Genomic DNA, 22,276 nt, shown 5'->3' with positions numbered 1-22,276 from the left:
CCGCTCCGACTAGCCACCCGAACCCGAGAACCGAAGGCTTCAGGCCTTGGGTACCCGCACGATCAGCGCGTCACCCTGCCCGCCGCCACCGCACAGCGCCGCCGCGCCGACCCCGCCGCCGCGCCGCTTCAGCTCCAGGGCGAGGTGCAGGACGAGTCGGGCGCCGGACATGCCGATGGGGTGCCCGAGAGCGATCGCACCACCGTTGGCGTTCACCTTTTCCGGGGACACGCCGAGGTCCTTCATTGACTGCACGGCGACGGCCGCGAAGGCCTCGTTGATCTCGATGAGGTCCAGGTCCGCCACCTCCAGCCCGTCCTTCCGCAGGGCGTGCTGGATCGCGTTCGACGGCTGGGACTGGAGCGAGTTGTCCGGCCCGGCCACGTTCCCGTGGGCGCCGATCTCGGCGAGCCAGGTGAGGCCCAGTTCCTCCGCCTTGGCCTTGCTCATGACGACCACGGCGGCGGCGCCGTCGGAGATCTGCGAGGCGGAACCGGCCGTGATCGTGCCGTCCTTGGCGAAGGCCGGACGCAGCTTGCCCAGCGACTCGGCGGTCGTCTCGCCCCGGATGCCCTCGTCCTGGCTGAAGACGACCGGCTCGCCCTTGCGCTGCGGGATCTCCACCGGGGTGATCTCGGCGTCGAAGAGGCCGTTCTTCTGCGCGGCGGCGGCCCGCTGGTGGGACTGCGCGGCCACCGAGTCCTGCACCTCGCGGCCGATGCCGAGCCGGGTGTTGTGCTTCTCCGTCGACTCGCCCATGGCGATGTTCTCGAACGCGTCCGTGAGCCCGTCGTACGCCATCGCGTCGAGCATCTGGATCGCCCCGTACTTGTAGCCCTCACGGGACTTCGGGAGCAGATGCGGGGCGTTGGTCATGGACTCCTGGCCGCCGGCCACCACGATGTCGAACTCGCCGGCGCGGATCAGCTGGTCGGCCAGGGCGATGGCGTCGAGGCCCGAGAGACAGACCTTGTTGATCGTGAGCGCGGGCACGTTCATCGGGATGCCCGCCTTGACCGCGGCCTGGCGTGCCGGGATCTGCCCCGCCCCGGCCTGGAGCACCTGGCCCATGATCACGTACTGCACCTGGTCGCCGCCGATCCCCGCACGGTCCAGGGCGGCCTTGATCGCGAAGCCGCCGAGGTCGGCTCCGGAGAAGGACTTCAGCGAACCGAGCAACCGTCCCATGGGCGTCCGGGCGCCCGCGACGATCACCGAGGTCGTGCCGTTCGTTCCAGTCATGAGGTGCGATCCCCTTCCAGCTTGCACAGCCGAGGAGTGAGTGAACGAGGGTTTACTTCGAATGTACTGAGTGGCACTCCGTGCCGTCACCGGGCCGTCGGTGTGATCGCGCGCACGTTGCGTAACCGTCGTGGGCGCGCTGCACTGACTCCATGCTGACGCGAATCGACCACATCGGGATCGCCTGTTTCGACCTCGACGCCACCGTCGAGTTCTACCGGGCCACCTACGGCTTCGAGGTGTACCACTCCGAGGTCAACGAGGAGCAGGGCGTGCGCGAGGCCATGCTCAGGATCAACGCCACGGACGACGGCGGCGCCTCCTACCTGCAGCTTCTGGAGCCTACCCGCGAGGACTCCACGGTCGCGAAGTGGCTGGCCAAGAACGGTGAGGGGGTCCACCACATCGCCTTCGGTACGGCGGATGTCGACGGTGAGGCAGCCGCGATCAAGGACAAGGGCGTACGCGTCCTGTACGAGGAGCCGCGAGTCGGTTCCATGGGGTCACGGATCACGTTCCTGCACCCCAAGGATTGTCATGGCGTACTGACAGAACTGGTCACTTCGGCGCCAGTTGAGTCACCTGAGCACTGACCCCCGTACATATGGGCCGGTAGGGTTGGGGTCGGCCGTCCCCTTTCAAGGTGACGGCCCGGGTCCTGCCGCCTTCCGACGAGTGGGATCCAGGGGCACCGCGGCGTTCCATCAGCGGCTGTCCCAGGGCCGGGGTCCAGGTTTCGGGGGACGAGGGTGAGGGCGGCAGCCCGTGCTCCGCCGTTGATCTGACACCATTCCCCGGGGGCACCGTTCGGCGGTTGGACGGAGCTCGTTTGCCAGAGGTTGCGACCAGGGGACGGATGGGACCGCGCAGTGCGGGGCTACGAACGCCAGGAGCGAGAGCCGGCGGCTGACGTCGACCACCTCTCTCGGTTCGAGGCCGAGATGGAGCGGCTGAAGACCGAGCGGGAAAAGGCGATTCAGCACGCCGAGGACCTCGGCTACCAGGTCGAGGTGCTGCGCGCCAAGCTTCACGAGGCGCGCCGCACCCTCATGTCCCGGCCCGCCTACGACAGCGGGGGCGACCTCGGCTATCAGGCCGAGCAGATGCTCCGCCAGGCACAGATGCAGGCCGATCAGCTGCGCACGGACGCCGAGCGTGAGCTGAGCCAGGCACGGGCGCAGACCCAGCGGATCCTCCAGGAGCACGCCGAACAGGCGGCACGGCTCCAGGCGGAGCTGCACCAGGAGGCGGTCACCCGCCGCCAGCAGCTCGACCAGGAGCTGTCGGAGCGCCGGCAGACGGTCGAGTCGCACGTCAACGAGAACGTGGCGTGGGCCGAGCAGCTCCGCGCCCGCAGCGAGTCCCAGGCCCGCCGGCTCGTCGACGAGTCGCGCGCGGAGGCCGAGCAGGCGCTCGCCGCCGCCCGCGCCGAGGCCGAGCGGCTCGCCACGGAGGCCCGCCAGCGGCTCCAGAGCGACTCGGAGGCCGCCCGCGGCGAGGCCGAGCAGATCATGCGCCGGGCCCGCGCCGAGGCCGAGCGGCTGCTGAACGCGGCGTCCTCGCAGGCCCAGGAGGCCACCGACCACGCCGAGCAGCTGCGCTCCTCCACCGCCACCGAGTCGGACTCCGCCCGCCGTCAGGCCTCCGAGCTGAGCCGGGCCGCCGAGCAGCGCAACGCGGAGGCCGAGGCGGCCCTGCGCGAGGCGCGCGCCGAGGCCGAGAAGCTGGTCACGGAGGCGAAGGAGAACGCGGCCAAGTCCGTGGCCGGCGCCGAGTCGACCAACGAGCAGCGCACCCGTACGGCGAAGGAGCAGGTCGCCCGGCTGGTCGAGGAGGCCACGAAGGAGGCCGAGGCCACCAAGGCGTCCGCCGAGGAAGTCGTCGCGGACGCGCGCGCCGAGGCCGAGAAGATCGTCGCCGAGGCCTCCGAGAAGGCCCGCTCGATCACCGCGGAGGAGTCCGCCTCCCAGCTCGCGAAGACCGCCAAGACCGCCGAGGACGTGCTGAACAAGGCGTCCGAGGAGGCCCGGAACACCACCAAGGCCGCCGTAGAGGAGGCCGAGCGCATCCGCGCGGAGGCCGAGGCGGAGTCCGACCGGCTGCGCGCCGAGGCGCACGACCTCGCCGAGCAGCTCAAGGGCACGGCGAAGGACGACACCGAGGAGTACCGCGCCAAGACGGTCGAGCTGCAGGAGGAGGCGCGCCGGCTGCGCGGCGAGGCCGAGCAGCTGCGTTCCGACGCGGTCGCCGAGGGCGAGCGGATCCGTTCCGAGGCCCGGCGCGAGGCCGTCCAACAGATCGAGGAGGCGGCCAAGACCGCCGAGGAGCTGCTCGCCAAGGCCCGCACGGACGCCGACGAGCTGCGGCAGACGGCCACCGCGGACAGCGAGAAGGTCCGCACCGAGGCCATCGAACGCGCGTCCACGCTGCGCCGCCAGGCCGAGGAGACGCTGGAGCGCACCCGCAAGGAGGCCGAGCGGTATCGCGCCGAGGCCGCCGAGCAGACCGAGGAGCTGAAGGCCGAGGCCGAGCGCGCCGCCCAGGAGCTGCGCGAGGAGACCGAGCGCGGGGTCGAGGCCCGCAAGGCCGAGGCGGCCGACGAGCTGACCCGGCTGCACACCGAGGCCGAGTCCCGGCTGTCCTCCGCCGAGGAGGCGCTCACCGACGCCCGCGCCGAGGCCGAGCGGATCCGCCGCGAGGCCGGCGAGGAGAGCGACCGGCTGCGCTCCGAGACCGCCGAGCGCATCCGTACACTCCAGGCGCAGGTCGAGGCGGAGATCGAACGGCTGCGCGACGAGGCCGCGGCCGACGCGTCCGCGTCCCGCGCCGAGGGCGAGGCCATCGCCGTACGGCTGCGGTCGGACGCCGCGGCCGAGGCGGAGCGGCTGAAGTCCGAGGCGCAGGACACCGCCGACCGGGTACGGGCGGAGGCGCAGGCCGCGGCCGAGCGGCTCGGCACGGAGGCCTCGGAGACGCTGGCCGCCGCGCAGGAGGAGGCCGCCCGGCGCCGCCGCGAGGCCGAGGAGCTTCTCGGTTCCGCCCGGCAGGAGGCCGACCAGGAGCGGCGGCGGGCCCGCGAGCAGAGCGAGGAGCTGCTGGCCTCGGCGCGCAAACGCGTGGAGGAGGCCCAGACCGAGGCCGTACGGCTGGTCGAGGAGGCCGAGCGGCGGGCCGGCGAGATGGTGTCGGCGGCCGAACTCCACGCCCAGCAGGTGCGGGACTCCGTCGCCGGGCTGCACGAGCAGGCCCAGGAGGAGATCTCCGGGCTGCGCAACACGGCCGAGCATGTGGCGGACCGGATGCGCCGGGAGGCCGAGGAGGAGTCCGACCGGGTCCGCGCCGACGCCTACGCGGAGCGGGAGCGGGCCACCGAGGACGCCAACCGGGTGCGCCGCGAGGCCCGGGACGAGACGGACGCCGCCAAGTCGCTCGCCGAGCGGACGGTCGCGGAGGCCATCGCCGAGGCGGAGCGCATCCGGGGCGACGCCTCCGAGCACGCCCAGCGGGTCCGTACCGAGGCCTCGGACACCGTCGCGCGGGCCGACCAGGACGCCTCGCGCACCCGGGCGGAGGCCCGGGACGACGCCAACCGCATCCGTTCGGACGCGGCCACCCAGGCCGACATCCTGATCACCGAGGTGACGGCCGAGGCGGAGCGGCTGACGCGGGAGACCAACGAGGAGGCCGAGCGGGTCCGGGCCGAGTCCGTCGCCAAGGCGGACCGGCTGGTCGGCGAGGCCACCGGCGAGGCCGAGCGGCTGCGGGCCGAGGCCGCCGAGACGGTGGGCTCGGCGCAGCAGCACGCCGATCGGGTACGGGCCGACGCCGAGCGGGCGCGGGCCGCCGCGGAGGCGGAGGCCGACCGGCTCATGGCGCATGCCCGCGAGGAGGCCGACAACACCCTCGACGGGGCCCGCAAGGACGCCAACAAACGGCGCTCCGAGGCCGCCGAGCAGGTCGACAAACTCATCTCGGAGACGGCGGCCGAGGCCGACAAGCTGCTCACCGAGGCGCAGACGCAGGCCCTGCAGACCACCGCGGACGCCGAGGGACAGGCCGACTCCATGGTGGGCGCGGCCCGCAAGGAGGCCGACCGGCTGGTCTCCGAGGCGACGGTGGAGGGCAACTCCACGGTGGAGCGGGCCCGTACGGACGCCGACGAGCTGCTGATCGGGGCGCGCCGGGACGCGACCGCCATAAGGGAGCGGGCCGAGGAGCTGCGGGACCGGATCACCGCGGAGATCGAGGCGCTGCACACCCGGGCCCGTCGTGAGGCCGCCGAGACGATGAAATCCACCGGCGACCGCTGTGACGCGCTCATCAAGGCCGCCGAGGAGCAGTTGGAGAAGGCGACGAGCAAGGCCAAGGAGATCGTTTCCGAGGCCAACTCCGAGGCGGGCAAGGTCCGTATCGCCGCGGTGAAGAAGGCGGAGGGTCTCCTGAAGGAGGCCGAGCAGAAGAAGTCCACGCTCGTCCGTGAGGCCGAGGAGCTGAAGGCCGAGGCGATCCGCGAGGCCCGCCGTACGGTCGAGGAGGGCAAGCGCGAGCTGGAGGTGCTGGTCCGCCGCCGCGAGGACATCAATGCGGAGATTTCCCGTGTCCAGGACGTCCTGGTGGCGTTGGAGTCTTTTGAGGCCCCGTCGAGCGGCAAGGACGGTGGAGTCAAGACGGGTGCCGCGGCGGGTGCGACCCGTTCGGGTGGCAAGTCGTCAGACGGCTAGCGGTGCCGGGGTGTTGCGGGTATCTTCCTGCGGCCCCTGGCACTACGGACACCATTTTGTGCTCGTTCTGTGCTTGTCATCTGTGCCGTCTGTGCTTTCAGGGCCTTTACGCAAAGTTTCTGGCAAGTATTCCGATGGTCGGCCACTCAAAAGGGGTGTCATTCTCCAGATCAAACGTGCATCTGCTCGATGACACGCCGCTTCGCCCCCTAGGATTCCACCTATCACCTCACCGGTCTCATTCGACAGGAACCCCATGAGCGACACTTCCCCCTACGGCTTCGAGCTTGTGCGGCGTGGATACGACCGCGCTCAGGTGGACGAACGTATCTCCAAGCTCGTCTCCGACCGTGACTCCGCTCTCGCCCGCATCACCGCTCTGGAAAAGCGCATCGAGGAGCTCCACCTCGAAACGCAGAACGCCCAGGCCGCCGTGACCGACGCCGAGCCGTCGTACGCGGGTCTCGGCGCGCGCGTCGAGAAGATCCTCCGCCTCGCCGAGGAGGAGGCGAAGGACCTGCGCGAGGAGGCCCGGCGCGCCGCCGAGCAGCACCGCGACCTCGCCGAGTCGGCGGCCCAGCAGGTGCGCAACGACGCCGAGTCCTTCGCCGCGGAGCGCAAGGCCAAGGCCGAGGACGAGGGCGTCCGGATCGTCGAGAAGGCCAAGAGCGACGCGTCCCAGCTGCGTGCCGAGGCGCAGAAGGACGCGCAGTCCAAGCGCGAGGAGGCGGACGCCCTCTTCGAGGAGACCCGTGCGAAGGCCGCGCAGGCCGCCGCCGACTTCGAGACGAACCTCGCCAAGCGCCGCGAGCAGTCCGAGCGCGACCTGGCGTCGCGTCAGCAGAAGGCCGAGAAGCGTCTCGCGGAGATCGAGCACCGCGCGGAGCAGCTCCGGCTGGAGGCCGAGAAGCTGCGCACCGACGCCGAGCGCCGCGCCCGCCAGACGGTGGAGACCGCGCAGCGGCAGGCCGAGGACATCGTCGCGGACGCGAACGCCAAGGCGGACCGGATCCGTTCGGAATCCGAGCGCGAGCTGGCGGCGCTCACCAACCGCCGCGACTCGATCAACGCGCAGCTCACCAACGTGCGCGAGATGCTGGCGACCCTCACGGGTGCGGCCGTCGCCGCGGCGGGCACGCCCGTCACCGACGACGAGCCCATCTCCCGCGGCGTCCCGGCCCAGCAGTCCCGGTAACACGGTCGTCTGACGGCACCGGCCGAAATGGCCAACCTGGGCCCGCGTCTTCCCTTCGGAGGCGCGGGCCTTCGGTCTGCCGGGGGCAGGCACCTTCGCCGTCCTCGGCTCGGCGCGCAGCTTCGGGCCCGCTCCTACCTTGAGACATAAAACCGGCAAGAAAGAGAGCAAACACGCACTTTGCGGACAACATGGTGTCATGTTTCGACATTCGACTGTGGGTTTCAGTGTGGTGATGTGAACCACTGCTAGGTTCCGAGTTGTGACTCAAGGCACCCTGGTCAAGCGACAGTTCGGGCACCGCGCCCGGCTTGCGCTGTCTCCTGCCGGAGTTCGCGCAGCAGATGACCAGGCCCACTCGGCCCGCACGATGTGGAACCTGCTGCACGCGTGGTGGCAGATGATGCCGAAGGAGAAGCGGACACTCGCGAACGCGGACGCCGCGATCCGGCAAGCCCGCCAGGACATCGACTTCCTGGCCGCCCTGCCCGCCCAGGCCGCGCAAGCGGTACTCAAAACGTACGTCCAGGCGTGGAAGAACTGCTGGGAAGGCCGCGCCGACGCCCCGAACTTCAAGGGCCGCCTCCGCACGGTGATGTCCGTGGACATCCCGCAGGGCAGAGACCTGAACATGACCCGCGTGCACCGCCGCTGGGGCATGGTCAACATTCCCAAGGTGGGCCGGGTCCGGTTCCGGTGGACCAAGGACCTGCCCGTGGGCAAGCACGCCAACGCGGAGAACCGGGTCACCGGGGCACGGCTGATCAAGGACGTGCTCGGCTGGCACATCGCCTTCCGTGTCCAGACCCTTCAGGTCAAGCCCAAGCTCCACCAAGGGCCGGACGTCGGCATCGACGTAGGCGTCACCGTGCCCGTCGCCCTCTCGGACGGCAAAACATTCGAGCACGGCGAATGGCTGACCGGCGAGGAGAAGGCCAGGCTTCTACACCTGGAGCGGCGCGCCGCGCAGCGTAATCAGCAACGCAGGCCCGGCGAGCGCACCAGCCGCCGACTGCACCACACCTACGACCAGATCGCGGGACTGCGCGCGAAAGCCAAGCGTCGGGCCCTGGACTGGCAGCACAAGACGACCACCGCTGTCGCTCGCACGTACGGCACCGTCGTCGTCGAAGCGCTCACCATCACGAACATGGTCAAGTCCGCCAAGGGAACGGTTGAAGCGCCAGGGAAGAACGTCGCCCAGAAGTCCGGGCTGAACCGCTCCATCAGCCAGGAGGCATGGGGCCGCACCGTCACCATGCTGGCCTACAAGACCGCCCGACTCGGCGGCACCCTGGTCAAGGTCCCCGCCCCCAACACCTCCCGGCGCTGCTCGGCATGCGGCTTCACCACGCCCGGAAACCGGGAGTCCCAGGCCGTTTTCGTGTGCAAGAACCCGGACTGCGGCTGGTCGGGCAACGCCGACCACAACGCGGCCCGGAACATCCTGCACCTGTACCGGACGGGCCTCGCGCTCGTCCCGGCTGCCGGGAGGGCAGTCGTCAGGCGCGCCAAGCGCGTCAAGCCCGCTACCGCGAGGTAAGCAGGAATCTCCCGGCTGCAGTACAGCCGTGAGAGAACTTCAAATGACCCTCATCGCGATGTTCTCGATGGGCGTCGCGGCGATGCTGCGCAGCCCGATGCTGTCGCTCGGCATCCTGATGCCGTTCTTCTTCCTGATCTCCAACATCCTGGGCAATGTCGGCGCCACCGAGAAGGTCGGCCGCTATCTGCCCGACCAGGCGGGCAGCAGGATCATGCAGGTGGTCACCCCGGTGGACGACGACACCCCGTACGGGCCCTGGGGCGGCCTCGCCGTCATGGCGCTGTGGGTGGCGGCGGCCCTGCTCGGCGGCTATCTGATGCTGAAAAGACGGGACGCGTGAGCATGCCAAGCCGACCTCGCCGTGACCTGCGTGGTTTTACTTCCTCTTGGCCGGAACCGTCAACGCCCGACTAAGCTCCTAATCCTTACGGGGGCGTGCGCCCCGACGTCGTCGGACGTCTCAGACGTCCCGAACCGTTCGATGGGTTGCGGAGCATGATCGAGGCAGTCGGCCTGACGAAGCGCTACGGCGCCAAGACGGCCGTGTACAACCTTTCCTTCCAGGTGCGGCCGGGGGCCGTCACCGGCTTCCTCGGGCCCAACGGCTCGGGCAAGTCGACGACGATGCGCATGATCCTCGGCCTGGACAACCCGACCTCCGGGCAGGTGACGATCGGCGGCTATCCGTACCGCAAGCTGCCGAACGCCGCGCGCCAGGTGGGTGCGCTGCTCGACGCCAAGGCGGTGCACGGCGGCCGGCACGCCCGCAACCATCTGCTCTCCCTGGCCCAGCTGTCGGGCATCCCGGCCCGCCGGGTGGACGAGGTGCTCGGTGTCGTCGGGCTCCAGGACGTGGCGAGGAAGCGCTCCAAGGGCTTCTCGCTCGGCATGGGCCAGCGGCTCGGCATCGCCGCCGCCCTGCTCGGCGACCCGCAGGTGCTGCTCTTCGACGAGCCGGTCAACGGTCTCGACCCCGAGGGCATCCTCTGGGTCCGCAATCTGATGAAGGCGCTGGCCGCCGAGGGCCGTACGGTCTTCGTCTCCTCGCACCTGATGAGCGAGATGGCGCTGACCGCCGACCATCTCATCGTGATCGGGCGCGGGCAGCTGCTCTCCGACATGAGCATCAAGGACTTCATCTCGGCGAACTCGGCCGACTTCGCGCGCGTACGGACCCCGGACACCGAGCCGCAGCAGCGCGAGAAGCTGACGGCCGCGCTGACCGAGGCGGGCGGCCAGGTGCTGCCCGAGCAGGACGGGGCGCTGCGTGTCATGGGCCTGCCGCTCCCCCGGATCAGCGATCTCGCGCACGGCGCCGACGTACGGCTGTGGGAGCTGTCGCCGCACCAGGCCTCGCTGGAGGAGGCGTACATGCGGATGACGCAGAACGCCGTCGACTACCGCTCCACGGCCGACCAGAAGGCCGGTCTCCAGCCGCCCCTGCCGCCCGGCGCGCAGCCGCCCATGCCGGTGCCCGGACAGGGCCAGCCGGGCTGGTACGCCCCGCCCGCCCCGCAGCACGGCGGCCCGCCGTACGCGCCGCAGGGCCAGCCGAACCCGTACGCCCAGGCCGCGCCCGGGGCCCCCGCGCAGCCTCCCGCCGCGCCTGCCCCGGCACCGGCCGCCGCGCCCGCCGCCGACCTGACGAAGTCCGAGGACGCCCGATGAGCACGCCCCAGCCGCCCCTCACCCAGCAGCCGCCCGCCCCCGACTGGCAGGGCGCGCCGGGCACTTCGTACACCTCGCCGATCCCGGTGGTGCGCACGCATCTGGGGAACGCGATCAGTTCCGAGTGGACGAAGATCAAGTCGGTGCGCTCGACGGTGTGGACGCTGGGTGTCTTCGTCGTCCTGGTGATCGGCCTCGGTCTGCTCTTCGCCCTGATCGCCTCCTCGACCGACATGAACCTGGAGGGCGAGTCCCCGCTGGGCCTCGGTCTGTTCGGGCTGATGATCGGCAGCGTCTGCGTCATCACGCTCGGCGTGCTGACCACCGCGTCCGAGTACGGCACCGGCATGATCCGGACCACGATGACCGCGTGCCCGAGCCGTGGCCGGGTGCTGCTCGCGAAGGCGATCGTGTTCTTCGCGCTCACCTTCACGGTCACCCTGGTCACCACCGCGTTCGTCGGCTTCGCCCAGGTGGCGATCCTGGAGGGCAACGGCGCCGCGAGCCCCGACGGCGAGGAGTGGTTCAAGGCCACGGTGGGCGTGAGCCTGTTCCTCGCGCTGTTCGGGCTGCTGTCGCTGTTGATGGGCTCGCTGATCCGGCACTCGGCGGGCGCGATCACCATCATGCTCGGCGTCTTCCTCGCCCCGCTGGTCATGGCGATCTTCATGTTCTCGGAGTCGCTGAAGGACGTGCAGGAGTTCCTGCTGGAGTACTCGATCCCGAGCCAGCTCAGCGTCTTCTACGGCGCGGAGATCAGCCAGTCCGGCCCGTCCGGCTGGGACCCGCTGTGGATCATGCTCGGACTGGTGGCGGCGGCGTTCGTCGGCGCGTACGCGCTGCTGGAGCAGCGGGACGTGTGAGCGCGAGGACCGTATGAGGGCGCGAGCCTCGGGGTTCAGAACCTCGGCGCGTTACGGGACCGCTGCACCCGCGAGGTGCGGCGGTCCTTCGCGTTCCAGCAGGCCTTGTGCCAGTGCCGGCGCTCGTCGACGCCCGAGTGCTCGGGCCAGGCGACGACATGCGGCACCCCGGAGGCGATCATCTGGTCGCAGCCGGGGCAGCGATAGGTCTTGCCCGCCGCGCTCGCGCCCGCCACATGCCGCACACTCCACTCCTCGCCCTGCCAGGGCTCGCTGGTCTGCCAGCCGCCGTACCGGTCCGACCGGTCCTCCTCCGCACTGCGGCCTGACGGACCCGACGAACCATCACCCTTGGGGCGGTTGCGACGCGGGGACACGGGACACCTCACGGGGCTATACAGGGAGCAGGGTTCGCGTCCAGCCTACGCGGGCCCGGCGGGGGTACGCGTACGTCATCAATCGGCTCAGATCGCCCACCGCTCGGCGCATTCTGCAGACAATCCGCAAATCTCGCCGCCAGGCCGTGACTTCGGCACGTGTCGTGCGGTTATGCCGGTGGGGGAGCTCCTGAGTCGGAGCCGAGGAAGCAGGAAGAGCGATGCACGTAGGAACATTTGTACTGGGCGCCCAGTTCCCCGGCCAGGGCCAGGGGGAGGCGCTCCACCGGGCGGTACGGACGGCGGAAGTGGCCGACGAGGCCGGTCTGGACGCGGTCTGGCTGGCCGAGCACCATTTCGTGCCGTACGGCACCTGCCCGTCGGCGATCACCCTCGCCGCGTTACTGCTGGGACGCACCCGGCGCATCCGCGTCGGCACGGCGGTCAGCGTGCTGCCGACCGTCCATCCCGTGGCCCTGGGCGAACAGGCCGCCCTGCTGCACGTGACCTCCGGCGGACGCTTCTCGCTGGGCGTCGGGCGCGGTGGCCCCTGGGTCGATCTGGAGGTCTTCGGCGCCGGACTCGACGCGTACGAGAAGGGGTTCCCGGAATCACTCGATCTGCTGGTGCGCTGGCTGCGCGAGCCCTCGGTGTCGGCGTCGGGGGAACGATTCAGCTTCCGTGAGGTCCCCGTCGTCCCCAGGCCCGCCGAGGACCTGGACGAGACGCCCGGACCCGAGGTGGTCGTCGCCTGCACCTCACCGGCGAGCGTACGGCTGGCCGCCGAGCGCGGGCTGTCGATGCTCCTCGGGATGCACGTCGGGGACGAGGAGAAGGCCGAGATGGTGGCGCTGTGGCGCAAGTGCGCCCGCGCGGCGGGCCGTTCGCCGGAGGAGATCTCCGGCGCGGCCCATGTCTCGGCGGGCGTCTGCCAGATCGCGGACCGGCGCACCGACGCCGTGGAGGCGCTCACCAAGGCGATGCCTGGCTGGCTGAAGCAGGGCCTCGACGCCCATGTGACCGTCGACGGCCGCACCCGCGCCATGCGCGACCCGCTGGCGTACACCGAACTGCTCTGCGGTCTGCACCCGGTGGGGACGCCCCGGCTGTGCGCCGACCGGCTCGCGGCCACCAGCGAGCGGACGGGCATCTCCCGCTTCGCCCTGCTCGTCGAGGGCTCCGGCGATCTGGCGGCGACGGAGGAGAACGTACGGCGACTCGGTGCCGAGGTGCTGCCTCACCTCGGCTGAGCCACGCCGTTTCATGCCGGGGAGCTTGCCGCCCCGCTTACTGATGCACCTCCCGCGGTTGGAGCGGCAAGCCGTGCTGCGTCACGACCTCAGCAGTCCCGGAGTTCCGGGGACTGGTTGAGGAGTTGGCCGCGGATCGAGGTGAAGCGGGCCAGCCTGTCGTCCACGGACGGGTCCAACGGGAACACCGCCACCCGGTGGCAGTTCTGGAAGGCCAGCCGTACACCGAAGTGCCGCTGCAGCGCGCCACGAATCGCGTCACTGGCGAGCGCGCGCAGCAGTTGTCCGCGTGCCTGCTCGTCCGGCGGGGGCGTCTGGTTGTCGGCGAACTCGCCGCCGTCGACCTTCAGCTGTGCCACCAAAGAGCTGATCATCTCCCACGCGTAGGGCAGGGAGGTCCGGACGCAGTCGACGAAGGCGGCTTCGTCGACCTCGCCTCGCTCGGCCTGTTCGAGTAGGGCCGGTGAGACGTCGAGCGACATGGGTTCTCCTCTCGCACCCCCACAACAACAGGGGTTGACGGACAGGGTCGGAGGCCGGGTCGACGAACACGCAGAGTGCACGCTTCGCGACCTCCAGTTTCTACGGTAAGCAACCGAACGTGACCGCACCAGGAGATTGCGCGCACCGACAAGGCGCGTGACGCACACAATCAGCCAATGCCGAACAGGAGTTGACAGCGGCACATGCCGGGGGACGACGAAGGCCCATGTGGGGAGCGCGGGAACGTGACGGAGGGCGACCGCCACCGGGCGGGGCCGGGCTCCTCGCGGGGCACTTCCGGTGGCGGGGCGGGGCACTTCCGGTGGTCGAATCGCGCACACCCGTCGGTGTCGAGTAGCGTTGCCGACCATGCGTCTCGTCATTGCCCGCTGCTCCGTCGACTACGCGGGCCGGCTCACCGCCCATCTGCCCTCGGCACCCCGTCTGATCCTGGTGAAGGCGGACGGCAGCGTCTCGATCCACGCGGACGACCGGGCCTACAAGCCCCTCAACTGGATGTCGCCGCCCTGCACGCTGAAGGAGGGCACCGGTGACGAAAAAGGCGTCTGGACCGTCATCAACAAGGCGGGCGAGAAGCTCATCATCACGATGGAGGAGGTCCTCCACGACTCCTCGCACGAACTCGGCGTCGACCCCGGTCTGATCAAGGACGGTGTGGAGGCGCACCTCCAGGAGCTGCTGGCCGACCGCATCGAGACCCTCGGCGAGGGCTACACGCTCATCCGCCGCGAGTACATGACCGCGATCGGGCCCGTCGACATCCTGTGCCGGGACGCCGAGGGCGCGACCGTCGCGGTCGAGATCAAGCGGCGCGGTGAGATCGACGGCGTCGAGCAACTCACGCGCTATCTGGAGCTGTTGAACCGCGACCCGCATCTCGCGCCGGTCCGCGGCGTCTTCGCGGCCCAGGAGATCAAGCCCCAGGCCCGCGTCCTCGCCACCGACCGCGGCATCGGCTGCACCGTCCTCGACTACGACGCCATGCGCGGCATCGAGGACGACAAGCTGCGGCTGTTCTGAGCCTCTTCACGCACGAGGGCCGGGTCCGATCACGGACCCGGCCCTTTCGCACGGAACGGACTGGGAGGAACCTCAGGCCGGTGTCCCGCCGGGTGGGTCGGCGGGGGTCGCCGGGGCACCCACGGAAGTGCTGGTCTCGACGGGCTGACTGGTGGTGGGGACGCTCGCGGTGTCGGTGGTCGAGGGCGTCGGAGTCGGAGTCGGCGTGGGGGTCGGCGTCGGAGTGGGCGTGGGTGTGGGCGTCGGAGTCGGCGTGGGCGACTCGGACTCCGAAGGTGTCGGCTTGGGGGAGGTCTTCGTCGGGGACGGTGTCGGCTTGCCCGTCGGTCCCTCCGTCCCGCTCGGATCGTCCGAGGGATCCGCCGAATCCGTCGGTGTCGGATCGTCCGACGTGCCGTACGTGCCGTCGGGGCCCGGATCGGTGGGTTCGGGGACCTCGCCCGGGGTGTTGTCCTCGTCGCCGGCCTTGGGGCGGTCCGCGACGAGGCCGCCGTCGTCCACGCCCTCGCTCGCGGACGGGTTGACGCCGACCTTGTCCGACGGGGTGTCGCCGTTGCCGTCGGAGGTCGCGCCGAGCGTCACCACCGTGCCGAAGACGGCGGCGAGCAGCGCGCCCGCCCCCACGGCCACCAGATTGCGCCGGGCGCTGCCGATGACGGCCTTGAGACCGCCGGCCTTTCGCGCGGGCGCGGCCCCGGGCCGATGGCCGACCAGTGTCGTCTCACCGTTCGCCGCGGGCGTGCCCGCCTCGGCGGCGCCGAAGCCTGAGGCCGCCCCCGTTCCCCCGGCCCCGGAGCCGTTCGCGCCCAGGCCCGTCGTACCGAACCCGACCGCGCCGAAGCCCGCCGGTGTGTACGCGGACGGCACACCACCGGGCGGGGAGGCCGACTCCTCGTGCCGGGCGTCCGGGACCTCCTCCCCCGCCGCCGTACGCCCGCCGGGCGGTGTCGCCCCGGAGCGGTCGGCGACCAGGGCGAGGGCCCGGCGGCCGGCGACGGTGCCGCGCTTGTCGGCGAGGACGTTGCGCAGCCCGATGGAGGCCTCCAGCTCGGCCCGCGCCCGCTCCAGCTGCCCGGAGCAGAGCGCGAGGACGCCCAGCTCATGGTGGAAGTAGGCCTGTTCACCGGTCTCGGCGGCGAGACCGGCCGCCTCCGAGCCGGCCCGCAACGCCCGCTCCCAGGCGCTCCAGCGCAGCCCCGCCGCGAACGCGGGCGCCGCCTGCCGGGCCAGCACCACGGCGGCGCTCTCCTCGTCCTCGCCGACCGGTGCCGTCGTGGGCACCAGCGCGGTCAGGGCGGCCAGGACGGCGTCCGCCTCGGCCGAGACCCGCTCGGCGGTGACCGAGGGGTGCCCGGCCCACCAGGCGTAGTGCTGGGCGGCCGTGTGGGCGCGTGTCCGGGCGTCGTCGGCGTACCCGGCGGCCTCCAGCTGGGTCAGCACCCCGGCGGCGAGCCGGTAGCGGGCGCCGACGGGTGTCACCAGGGCGCAGCCGACCAGTTCACCGAGGGCCGCGTCGGCGTGGGTGTCGCCGACGAGCGCGGGCAGATGCGCCTGGTGCGGGACCTCCCCGCCGAGCGCGACGGCGAACCTGAGGGTCTCGCGGGCCGAGGAGCTCAGCCGGGAGGCGAGCAGGGCGGCGGGCGCGGCCCCCTCGGCGAGCGAGGGCAGGGGTATGTCGTTCTCGTCCGGGACGGCGTCGACGGGCGCGTCGAACGGCGCGTCGACGGGCGGCGCCTCCTGGAAGACACCGAACTCGTCCACGGCGTCCGCGCCGGCCCGCTGCCGGTCGCGCTGCCTGAGCAGGGCCCCGGCCTGGGCGAAGCGCAGCGGCAGGCCCTCGGACTCGAACCAGAGGTCACCGGCCCAGTTCGACTCGTCCTCGGTGAGCACCCGGCCGACGGCGCGCTCCAGGAGCTGTTCGCTGCCGGCCCGGTCGAAACCGCCGAGCACTATCTCTTCGAGGGGCGCGTCGGCGGACGGCAGCGGGACGTCGGGGGTGGCGCCGATGAGGAAGGCGCACTCGGGGGTGGCGTCCAGCAGCTCGTCGAGCGCGATGCCGCCGAACTCCAGGTCGTCCAGGACGACGACGGCGCCGATGTCCCGCACGATGTCGAGCAGCTGCTGCCGGCCGGGCCGGAACAGGGGTGTGCTGTACACGGCTGCGAACAGTTCGTACAGCAGGTCGTCGACCGTGCGCCGGAAACCGCTCAGCCGGACGACACCGTCGGGCGCGAGGTCCGCGCAGTCCTCGGCGACCGCGTCGAGGAGGCTGGTACGACCGGAACCGGCGGCTCCGCCGAGGCGGACGGACCGGCCGCGCGCGAGGAGGCGTACGAGCCGCTCTCTCTCGTCGCCGCGCCGGAGCAGGGGCGGTCGGGGCAGCGAGGGGCCCGGGGGCACCGGCGGCCGGGCGGCGCGGTCGATCGCGGCACGCTCGGAGGGCAGATGCTTCACGGGCTGACCAGGCAGTTCGCCCGGTGGGCAGTTCTCGATCTCGCTGCCGTCGACGGGGTTGACCGTGAGCAGGAAGTCGCCCGAGACGAGCTGGACGGTGCGGGCGAGTGCCGGGGCGTGCCGGTCGAAGTCCTGCGTCAGGGCGTCGCGTGACGCGCGCTTGCTCGGCGCCTGACCGTCGTCATGGCCGTACTCTTCGGGTCCCCGGGTGTTCGGGTCCATCGGTTCTAGCCCCCCAAAAGCGTCTCGTGTGCTGGAGCCCCTCCCGGCCGTGTCGCACACCGCGCTGTCGCTTCTGGTCCGGAACCCGCGTGAGGGTAGCTGGCAGCGGGCAGCCGAACCCTAAACCTTCGCACAGTATCTCCGACAGTCCGGGGTCCCGCGCCGTCCGAGACGTCACAGTCTCGTGAGGATTGGCCGTGTGGTGCGTTTCGCCCCCATGGTCCCCATGGCTCCCTGACGACCGGAGGCGGCATGGCGACCGAGTGTCCCGCACACACCGAGCCATACGTACGGGCCCGTACACGCGTTCACACTCTGGGCAACGACTCCAGACCGATTCCGCCCTCGATCGCCAGGATCCGGTGCAGCCGGGTGGCCACGAGCAGCCGCTGCATCTGCGGTGGCACCTCGCGCAGCACCAGCCGCCGTCCGCACCGTCCCGCCCGCCGGTGGGCTCCCATGATCACCCCGAGTCCGGTGGCGTCCCAGGAGTCCAGCTCTGACAGGTCGAGCACCAGGTCGCCGGCTCCGTCGTCGACGGCCGAGTGCAGGACCGTACGGGCGTCCGCCGCGCTGCGTACGTCGAGGCGGCCCCCGACGACCAGCTCGGCGTGGTCGCCCCTGATGTACATAAGCGCTCCCCGTGAGTGCGTCTCGTACTCCGTGATGTGGGTGATGCAACCTCTGACTGTGTTTCACACCGTCAGGTTGCCGTCTGTGAGCGAACCGATACCGAATTCACCTCAAGGGGTGAGGCCGGAGAGGCTCATGCGTTCACATGCGTGGGAAGGGCCGCCCGTGAAGCGTGCGCCGGCGTTCGCCGGGTCCGCGTCAGTAGGTGTAGAAGCCCTGCCCGCTCTTGCGTCCGATGTCACCGGCGTCCACCATCCGGCGCATCAGCTCCGGAGGGGCGAACTTCTCGTCCTGGGACTCGGTGTAGATGTTGCTCGTGGCGTGCAGCAGGATGTCGACGCCCGTCAGATCGGCCGTGGCCAGCGGTCCCATCGCGTGGCCGAAGCCCAGCTTGCAGGCGAGGTCGATGTCCTCGGCGGTGGCGACGCCCGACTCGTACAGCTTCGCCGCCTCGACGACGAGGGCGGAGATGAGACGGGTCGTCACGAAGCCGGCGACATCGCGGTTGACGACGATGCAGGTCTTGCCGACCGACTCGGCGAACTCCCGCGCGGTGGCGAGGGTCTGATCGCTCGTCTTGTAGCCGCGGACCAGTTCGCACAGCCGCATCATCGGCACGGGTGAGAAGAAGTGGACGCCGACGACGCGTTCGGGCCGCTCGGTGGCCGACGCGATCTTGGTGATCGGGATGGCGGAGGTGTTCGAGGCGAGCACGGTGTCCTCTCGGACGACCTTGTCGAGGGCCCGGAAGATCTCGTGCTTCACCTCGAGCTTCTCGAACACCGCCTCGACGACGATGTCCGCGTCGGCCGCCGCGTCGAGGTCGGTGGTGGCGGTGATCCGCCCCAGCGCCGCCTCGGCGTCCTCGGCCGCCAACTTCCCCTTGCCCACGAACTTGTCGTACGACGCGGTGATGCCGCCGATGCCACGGTTCAACGCCTCGTCGGTGACATCGCGCAGGACGACGTCCCAGCCCGCCTGCGCGGACACCTGAGCGATACCGGACCCCATGAGCCCGGCTCCGATGACGGCGAGCTTCCGTGCCACTGTGCGACTCCCCTGGTACGCGCTGTCGATGTCTAGCCTCTCCGGCGGACACTAGCGCTCGTGAGGGGCCGTGTGACCGCTTAGTAACGCGAGTCACGTCTCAACTGACGGACATCACACCGGCGCCACGCACCCGGCACTCACCCGCCACTCACTCGCAGGGGCGTACGGCGTAGTTGAGGACCCTCTCGCTCAACAGGCCCTCCATGTCGTCCAGGAGAAGAAGCACCTCTCGTGACACTTCGTCCGGATTGCGCCCAGCGGAAGAGTCCGGCGATGCTCCTGTCGGGCCTGATGCTGCCGATGTCCCTGGCGCCGGGCCGGCCGGGGCGTAACTACGCTGGTCGCATGGTCAATCTGACGCGCATCTACACCAGGACCGGCGACAAGGGCACCACCAACCTCGGGGACATGAGCCGGGTGTCCAAGACCGATCCGCGGATCTCGGCGTACGCGGACGCCAACGAGGCCAACGCGGCGCTCGGGACCGCGATCGCGCTGGGCGGGCTGGAGGAGGAGGTCGTCAAGGTGCTCGTCCGGGTGCAGAACGACCTGTTCGACGTCGGGGCCGATCTGTCCACGCCCGTCGTCGAGAAGCCCGAGTTCCCGCCCCTGCGCGTCGAGCAGTTCTACATCGACAAGCTGGAGGCGGACTGCGACCGCTTCAACGAGCGGCTGGAGAAGCTCCGCTCCTTCATCCTGCCCGGCGGCACCCCCGGCGCGACCCTGCTGCACCAGGCCTGCACGGTCGTACGGCGGGCCGAGCGCTCGACCTGGGCGGCGCTTGAGGTCCACGGCGACACCATGAACCCGCTCACCGCGACCTACCTCAACCGCCTCTCCGACCTCCTGTTCATCCTCGCGAGGACGGCGAACAAGGAGGTCGGGGATGTGTTGTGGGTGCCGGGCGGGGAGCGCTGACGCCCTTCCCGACCGGCACCCGGTCAGCGGGACACCTTCTCGGGTGCCGGGGCCTTCTCCGGCTCCGGCGCCTTCTTCGGCCAGATCGTGTACGTGAGGGCGATCAGGCCGTGGATGCCCACGATCCGGAGCGCGATCCACTGGAACGAGCGCAGCGAATCGACGTTCCCGTCGGCACCGACGTACCAGACGGCCAGCTGGAGCAGCGCCAGCGCCACCCCGGCCGCCACCACGGTCCGGGTCCAGAGCCTGCCCTCGTACCGGGCGCGGGCCAGGCCGTACTTCGGCGGTCCCTGCGGCTTGGGTCCGCCGGCCAGGCGATGGGCCGCGTGGCCGTCCAGCCAACGGATCAGGTAGTGGCCGTACCCCACGGTGAAGCCGATGTAGAGCGCCGCCACCCCGTGCTCCCAGCTGGGCTCGGCGCCGTTCTTCAGGTCGATCGCGGTCACGACGAACAGCACCAGTTCGAGCACCGGCTCGCAGAGCAGCAGGACGACACTGGCCCGGCGCTTGTTCAGTAGGTAGCGGACGGCCAGGGCCAGCGCCAGCAGCACCCAGAAGCCGACCTCACAGGCGATGATCAACGCGACGATCACGATGCGCTCCTCTCGGTCACCCTTCCAGGCTCCCGGCGAAGTCCACGGCATTCGTCGTCGGCGGTGACGAACTCCCCGTACATCGAAAGATGCAGTCCAGGACCGTTCCCGGGCACCAGGCGGCGGGGTCCCGTGCCGTGTTGGATGGAGGGCATGGCCGTACGACTCCCCCGCCCCCACCGCTTCGACCTGTACGCCGCCCTCGCCGGACTGCTCGGGGGTCTGCTGCTGTGGGGCCTCGGCCTCGCGACCCGCCCCGCCGACGACGCGCTCGTGCTGCTGGACGGCGAGTGGTGGATCCTGCTCCCGCTCGTCGTGACCGCCGGCTGCGAGACCCTGCGCCGCACGATGCCGCGCACGGCCCTGCTGGTCGGCTGGGCCGCGCTGACCATGGACACCATCACCCAGGGCAGCCTGCTCACGGTGCTGATGTTCACCGACCTGGTGTACGCGGCCGTGCTGTACGGCTCGCCCGCCACGGCGCGCCGGGTGCCCTGGATCGCCGGGCTGATGACGGTGGCCGGCACGATCGTGCCGCTCGCGGTGTGGCAGCGGCCGGAGGCCCTGCTCGTCGGTGTGGTCGTCGGACTGGTCGGCTTCACGCCCGCCGCCACCGGCTGGATCGTCCGCAACCACCGTGACGCCGCCGAGGCCGCCCGGCTGCGCGCCGAACAGACCGCCCTGCTCGCGGAGATGGACCGCGCCCAGGCCATCGTCTCCGAACGGGCGCGCATGGCAAGGGAGTTGCACGACATGGTCGCCAACCATCTCTCGGCGATCGCGATCCACTCCACGGCCGCGCTCTCCCTCGACGACCCGGACACCTCCAAGGAGGCCCTCGGGGTCATCCGGGAGAACAGCGTCGAGGGGCTCGCCGAGATGCGCCGGCTGATCGGCATCCTGCGCGATTCGAGCGACGACACCGAGCCGTCCGCCGCGCCCACCCTCGACGGGCTCGGCGCGCTCGTGGACGGGGCCCGCACCAACGGCCTCGACGTCACCCTCGACGCCGACCACGGCGACACCCTCCCGGCCCCCGTCGAACTGGCGGCCTACCGCATCGTCCAGGAGTCGCTGACGAACGCCCTCAAGCACGCCTGCCCCGGCCGGGTCACCGTCGCGCTCCGGCAGACGGACGGCCGGCTGGGCATCGCCGTGACCAGCCCGTACGGCGATCGCGACCGCCCGAGCGCACCCGGTTCCGGCGCCGGGCTGGTCGGGATGCGGGAGCGGGTCGCCCTGCTCGGCGGCACCTTCGAGGCGGGCCCCGAGAGCACGGGCCCCGAGGGCTCGGCGCACGGCAAGATCTGGAGGGTCCGCGCCACCCTCCCCGTCACCGAAGGAGAACCCGCATGATCCGTGTGCTCGTCGCCGAGGACCAGTCCGCCGTACGGGCCGGACTGGTCCTCATCCTGCGCAGCGCGCCGGACATCGAGGTGGTCGGCGAGGCGGCGGACGGGGAGCGGGCGGTGGCGCTCGCCCGTGAGCTGCGGCCGGACCTGGTGCTGATGGATGTGCAGATGCCGCGGCTGGACGGGGTGTCGGCGACCCGTCAGGTCGTCGCCGAGGGGCTGGCCGATGTCCTCGTGCTGACCACCTTCGACCTCGACGAATATGTGTTCGGGGCGCTGCGGGCCGGTGCCGCCGGGTTCCTGCTGAAGAACACGGAGGCGAGGGATCTGATCGAGGCGGTCCGGGCGGTGGGGCGCGGCGAGGGCCTGATCGCCCCGGCGGTCACCCGGCGGCTGATCGCCGAGTTCGCCGCCAAGCCCGTACGCGAGCCCACGACCGATCCGGCGGTCCTCGACTCGCTGACCCGGCGGGAGCGGGAGGTTCTCTCGTGTCTGGGCGAGGGGCTGTCGAACGCGGAGATCGCCGGGCGGCTGGACATGGCCGAGGCGACGGTGAAGACGCACGTCAGCCGTCTGCTGGGGAAGCTCGATCTACGGAGCCGGGTGCAAGCGGCCGTGCTCGCGCAGGAGTTGGGTGTCTGACCGCGGCCCGCCGCACCGGGGTG

General features: G+C 71.0%; 18 protein-coding genes and 2 pseudogenes. 12 read left to right on the top strand and 8 right to left on the bottom strand.

Features of this window, described 5'->3' with window-relative positions; translation table 11 throughout:
• Window positions 1-39 precede the first annotated feature (39 nt).
• Entirely contained in the window at window positions 40-1,242 is a 1,203-nt protein-coding gene (locus tag F9278_RS33990) for an acetyl-CoA C-acetyltransferase (RefSeq protein WP_152171714.1), read from the bottom strand.
• A gap of 152 nt (window positions 1,243-1,394) precedes the next feature.
• On the opposite strand from F9278_RS33990, the gene mce reads away from it, so the two are divergent.
• The 7 genes and pseudogenes from mce to F9278_RS33955 all read left to right on the top strand — a co-directional run bounded on the left by mce (window position 1,395) and on the right by F9278_RS33955 (window position 11,235).
• Window positions 1,395-1,835 carry a methylmalonyl-CoA epimerase gene (gene mce / locus F9278_RS33985; protein WP_086760586.1) on the top strand — a complete coding sequence of 147 codons (441 nt, stop codon included), beginning with the start codon at window positions 1,395-1,397 and terminating at the stop codon, window positions 1,833-1,835.
• 276 nt (window positions 1,836-2,111) lie between these two features.
• Complete coding sequence (gene scy, locus F9278_RS33980; RefSeq protein ID WP_152171713.1) at window positions 2,112-5,963, top strand: polarized growth protein Scy; 3,852 nt, start codon at window positions 2,112-2,114, stop codon at window positions 5,961-5,963.
• Window positions 5,964-6,219: 256 nt separating this feature from the next.
• Window positions 6,220-7,158 (top strand): coiled-coil domain-containing protein, encoded by a 939-nt coding sequence (locus F9278_RS33975; RefSeq protein WP_152171712.1) that lies wholly within the window; start codon window positions 6,220-6,222, stop codon window positions 7,156-7,158.
• Window positions 7,159-7,420: 262 nt separating this feature from the next.
• Window positions 7,421-8,701: an RNA-guided endonuclease InsQ/TnpB family protein gene (locus F9278_RS33970; protein WP_152171711.1), complete on the top strand. Its 1,281-nt coding sequence runs from the start codon at window positions 7,421-7,423 to the stop codon at window positions 8,699-8,701.
• 37 nt (window positions 8,702-8,738) lie between these two features.
• A pseudogene (locus tag F9278_RS33965) lies at window positions 8,739-9,044 on the top strand (ABC transporter permease); the annotation flags it as partial.
• A gap of 155 nt (window positions 9,045-9,199) precedes the next feature.
• Window positions 9,200-10,372, top strand: coding sequence for an ABC transporter ATP-binding protein (locus F9278_RS33960; protein ID WP_152171710.1), 1,173 nt, complete (start codon window positions 9,200-9,202; stop codon window positions 10,370-10,372).
• Window positions 10,369-11,235: an ABC transporter permease subunit gene (locus F9278_RS33955; protein ID WP_152171709.1), complete on the top strand. Its 867-nt coding sequence runs from the start codon at window positions 10,369-10,371 to the stop codon at window positions 11,233-11,235. Before F9278_RS33960 ends, F9278_RS33955 begins: the two co-directional genes overlap by 4 nt.
• A gap of 35 nt (window positions 11,236-11,270) precedes the next feature.
• Here the strand turns inward: F9278_RS33955 and F9278_RS33950 are convergent, their stop codons facing one another.
• Window positions 11,271-11,612, bottom strand: a complete 342-nt coding sequence (locus F9278_RS33950; protein WP_152171708.1) for an ATP/GTP-binding protein — start codon at window positions 11,610-11,612, stop codon at window positions 11,271-11,273.
• 221 nt (window positions 11,613-11,833) lie between these two features.
• Here F9278_RS33950 and F9278_RS33945 point away from each other — a divergent pair, with 221 nt between their 5' ends.
• Window positions 11,834-12,862, top strand: a complete 1,029-nt coding sequence (locus tag F9278_RS33945) for an LLM class flavin-dependent oxidoreductase (RefSeq protein ID WP_152171707.1) — start codon at window positions 11,834-11,836, stop codon at window positions 12,860-12,862.
• 89 nt (window positions 12,863-12,951) lie between these two features.
• Here the strand turns inward: F9278_RS33945 and F9278_RS33940 are convergent, their stop codons facing one another.
• Window positions 12,952-13,344 carry an SCO5389 family protein gene (locus F9278_RS33940; RefSeq protein WP_005480204.1) on the bottom strand — a complete coding sequence of 131 codons (393 nt, stop codon included), beginning with the start codon at window positions 13,342-13,344 and terminating at the stop codon, window positions 12,952-12,954.
• A gap of 370 nt (window positions 13,345-13,714) precedes the next feature.
• Between F9278_RS33940 and nucS the strand changes: the two genes are divergently transcribed.
• Window positions 13,715-14,386 (top strand): endonuclease NucS, encoded by a 672-nt coding sequence (gene nucS, locus F9278_RS33935; RefSeq protein ID WP_152171706.1) that lies wholly within the window; start codon window positions 13,715-13,717, stop codon window positions 14,384-14,386.
• 72 nt (window positions 14,387-14,458) lie between these two features.
• On the opposite strand, the gene F9278_RS33930 is transcribed toward nucS, so the two are convergent.
• The 4 genes and pseudogenes from F9278_RS33930 to F9278_RS47575 all read right to left on the bottom strand — a co-directional run.
• Entirely contained in the window at window positions 14,459-17,062 is a 2,604-nt protein-coding gene (locus tag F9278_RS33930) for a serine/threonine-protein kinase (protein ID WP_152171705.1), read from the bottom strand.
• Window positions 17,063-17,370: 308 nt separating this feature from the next.
• Window positions 17,371-17,694, bottom strand: a complete 324-nt coding sequence (locus F9278_RS33925) for an STAS domain-containing protein (protein ID WP_005480213.1) — start codon at window positions 17,692-17,694, stop codon at window positions 17,371-17,373.
• A gap of 199 nt (window positions 17,695-17,893) precedes the next feature.
• A complete protein-coding gene (locus F9278_RS33920; RefSeq protein WP_152171704.1) occupies window positions 17,894-18,742 on the bottom strand; it encodes a 3-hydroxyacyl-CoA dehydrogenase family protein in 849 nt (282 codons plus the stop codon).
• A 151-nt stretch (window positions 18,743-18,893) separates the two neighbouring features.
• Window positions 18,894-19,004: pseudogene (locus tag F9278_RS47575) on the bottom strand (TetR/AcrR family transcriptional regulator); the annotation flags it as partial.
• 86 nt (window positions 19,005-19,090) lie between these two features.
• Here F9278_RS47575 and F9278_RS33910 point away from each other — a divergent pair.
• Complete coding sequence (locus tag F9278_RS33910) at window positions 19,091-19,663, top strand: cob(I)yrinic acid a,c-diamide adenosyltransferase (protein ID WP_152171703.1); 573 nt, start codon at window positions 19,091-19,093, stop codon at window positions 19,661-19,663.
• A gap of 23 nt (window positions 19,664-19,686) precedes the next feature.
• Here F9278_RS33910 and F9278_RS33905 read toward each other — a convergent pair whose 3' ends face one another.
• The gene (locus tag F9278_RS33905) at window positions 19,687-20,259 is read right to left on the bottom strand and encodes a hypothetical protein (protein WP_152171702.1); all 573 of its coding nucleotides are present in this window, start codon (window positions 20,257-20,259) and stop codon (window positions 19,687-19,689) included.
• A gap of 153 nt (window positions 20,260-20,412) precedes the next feature.
• Here F9278_RS33905 and F9278_RS33900 point away from each other — a divergent pair, with 153 nt between their 5' ends.
• On the top strand, window positions 20,413-21,615 hold the full coding sequence (locus F9278_RS33900) for a sensor histidine kinase (RefSeq protein ID WP_152171701.1): 1,203 nt from the start codon (window positions 20,413-20,415) through the stop codon (window positions 21,613-21,615).
• A complete protein-coding gene (locus tag F9278_RS33895) occupies window positions 21,612-22,253 on the top strand; it encodes a response regulator (RefSeq protein ID WP_152171700.1) in 642 nt (213 codons plus the stop codon). The genes F9278_RS33900 and F9278_RS33895 overlap by 4 nt, the downstream gene beginning before the upstream one ends.
• The last annotated feature ends 23 nt before the right edge of the window (window positions 22,254-22,276 follow it).

Source organism: Streptomyces phaeolivaceus, assembly GCF_009184865.1.
Classification (GTDB): Bacteria; Actinomycetota; Actinomycetes; order Streptomycetales; family Streptomycetaceae; genus Streptomyces; species Streptomyces phaeolivaceus.
The sequence above is the reverse complement of the archived record's forward strand: the minus strand, read 5'-3'. Positions and strand labels throughout refer to the sequence as shown.